The sequence below is a fragment of the Candidatus Poribacteria bacterium genome, assembly GCA_016866785.1.
GTDB lineage: Bacteria > Poribacteria > WGA-4E.
Genome location: VGLH01000262.1, coordinates 1 through 2,222, shown reverse-complemented (window position 1 = coordinate 2,222; position 2,222 = coordinate 1). Strand labels below are relative to the sequence as shown.

The following is a 2,222-nucleotide window of genomic DNA, read 5'->3' as shown; positions in this document are numbered from 1 at the left end:
CGATCCCAACGATCCACGTCGGATGCAGACATTTCGGTCACGGTCGCCTGCAAGCGCTGGTCAACTGCAAGGGCTTGGAGCCGGTCGCCTGCGTCGATATCGACGTCGAAGGTAGTCGCGTCGCGATCGGGACGTTGACGGGCGACGTGCCCGCCGATCTCGCGGATCGCGTCTACACGTCGATCACGGAAGCCCGGCAGCGCCACGAGGCATCCGTCTGCCTCATCTTCGCCTCGACGACCGCACACGAGGCGCTTGTCGTGGAGAGCCTCGGACTCGGCATGCACACGCTTTGCGTCAAGCCGATCGCGTGCAGCCAGGACGAGTTCCGCTCGATGATCGCGGCACACCGCAAGCGCCCCGATCTGATGCTCGTCCAGGGACAGAACAAGCGGTGGAACCCCGCCGCCGCCAAGATGCGCGAATGGCTCCGCGAAGAGAACGGCATCGGCGAGATGATCGGCGGCGAGTGCCGCTTCTGGATCCGACAGAACCTGTGGACGGGCAAAGACACTCGCCAGCCCGACGCGTTTGTCGAGGGTCTCTACTTCCACGCCGGGGCGAGCCACCAGTTGGATCAGCTCGTCGCGGCGAAGGGGCTCCCGGCATACGTCACGGCTCGCGTCCACAAGCGCGAGGACGTCGAACTGGGTCAGACGGGCGTGTGGGGAACCGCTGGCGGTAACGCGCTGATGGAATACGCCAACGGCGCGTGCGTCTCCTACGCCGGCACGAGAGCCGGACACGCCAACCCGTTCGGGTGGAGTGGCCACTGGACGTTCCAGGGCGAGCGCGGTGACATCCGCCGCGACGCCGGGCACCTTCAGTTGTTCCGCAAGGACGAGTGCGTCGAGGACGTTCAGCTCCAGGACCTGCACGCCGGGCTCATAGAAGACGACCGCATTCAGTTCGACGCGCTGGCGGACGCCATCACGACCGGCAAGGACCGCGACTGGATGGGGCATTCGCTCGACACGTGGGTCCTCATGGAGGCACTCAACGCGTCGGCGCGAACGCTGGAACGCGTGGACGTCGGCGCGCTGCGGGCGTCGCTCTTCGCGTAGCGGTCACATCAGAGCGCGGGCCCGCAACAACAAGCGCGCCCATCCCTCGATGGAGAGATGGGCGCATGGATGAAGCGTCGAGTCCGTTCAGCGGACCCAACATGAGGGAGCGACCCCCTCACCACTGGTTGAGGACGGGTCGTAGGGGCGGGTCTGAGACCCGCCCCTACGTGGTTGACCGTTGGCGCGGGCTACTTGTGAATCACCATCCTCCGCGTCTCGCGGAAGCTCCCCGCGCGGAGCTCGTAGAAGTACACCCCGCTCGCGACCCGCTCCCCGAGCTCGTTCCGACCATCCCAGTACGCCGCCTCGTCACGCGACGTGTAGTACCCCGGCTCGCGGTAGCCCAGGTCGAGCTTGCGGACGAGTGAGCCGGCCACGTCGTAGACGTTCACCGTGACGGCGGAACCCTCCTTCAGCTCGAAGGGAATCCACGTCTCCGGGTTGAAGGGATTGGGGTAGTTCGCCATCAGGCGGCTTCGGGACGGCGGCGTGAAGGTCAGACGCGCCGTGAAGGTGTGCTTCCCTGCGTTGAGACGCATGGAACCCTCGCGGCTGAGGTCATGCCGCTCATCGCCGGACTCGACGATGATCCGGTAGCCCTGCGGAAGCGTCTGAGCCGTCCAGCGGAGCGTTCCCGCTTCCGCCAGGTTCGCCGAGAGCTCCCACGTCGCCTCGCGCTGGCTCGACGGCAGGACGCTCCGAGTCATCCGCTCGACCGGATCGTCCGTCTTGGCGAAGAACTCGGAGTAGCTCCGAACCGGGGGAGCCGGAGGCAGACCCACGTCGTAGGCGTCGAAGCCCACCTGCGCCTTCGAGCCGCTGCCCAGCTCGACCGTCTTGAGCGCCCCGCTGTCGAGCGAGATGGTCAGCGGCGCGACCCAATCCGGCGACGGAGCCGCGCGCTGGACGATCGCCGGAGCCGTCGGCGTTTGGCTGATCGTCACCGTCCGAGCCGTCGCCAGTTCGTTGTAGACCCAGTAGCCCTGGAACTGCGACAGACTCGTCGCGATGACGTAGTTGACGCCGTCATACGCGAAGACCGTCTTGGCGGTCGGGTTGTAGGCTGACGCGGGCGCGCCCCCGAACGGAGCGCCGACGAGGTTCCAGCGAGGTTGCAGCGTCACCGACACCGACTGCGCCGCCGGATCGCCCACG

General features: G+C 66.9%; 2 protein-coding genes. One reads left to right on the top strand and one right to left on the bottom strand.

The genetic code is table 11. The annotated features are described in order from the left end of the window. Nucleotides 1-2: 2 nt before the first annotated feature. Nucleotides 3-1,064, top strand: coding sequence for a Gfo/Idh/MocA family oxidoreductase (locus tag FJZ36_19090; protein ID MBM3217005.1), 1,062 nt, complete (start codon nt 3-5; stop codon nt 1,062-1,064). Nucleotides 1,065-1,255: 191 nt separating this feature from the next. Here the strand turns inward: FJZ36_19090 and FJZ36_19085 are convergent. Beyond that, nucleotides 1,256-2,222 (bottom strand): T9SS type A sorting domain-containing protein (locus FJZ36_19085; protein MBM3217004.1); only part of this gene is annotated, 967 nt, incomplete at its 5' end.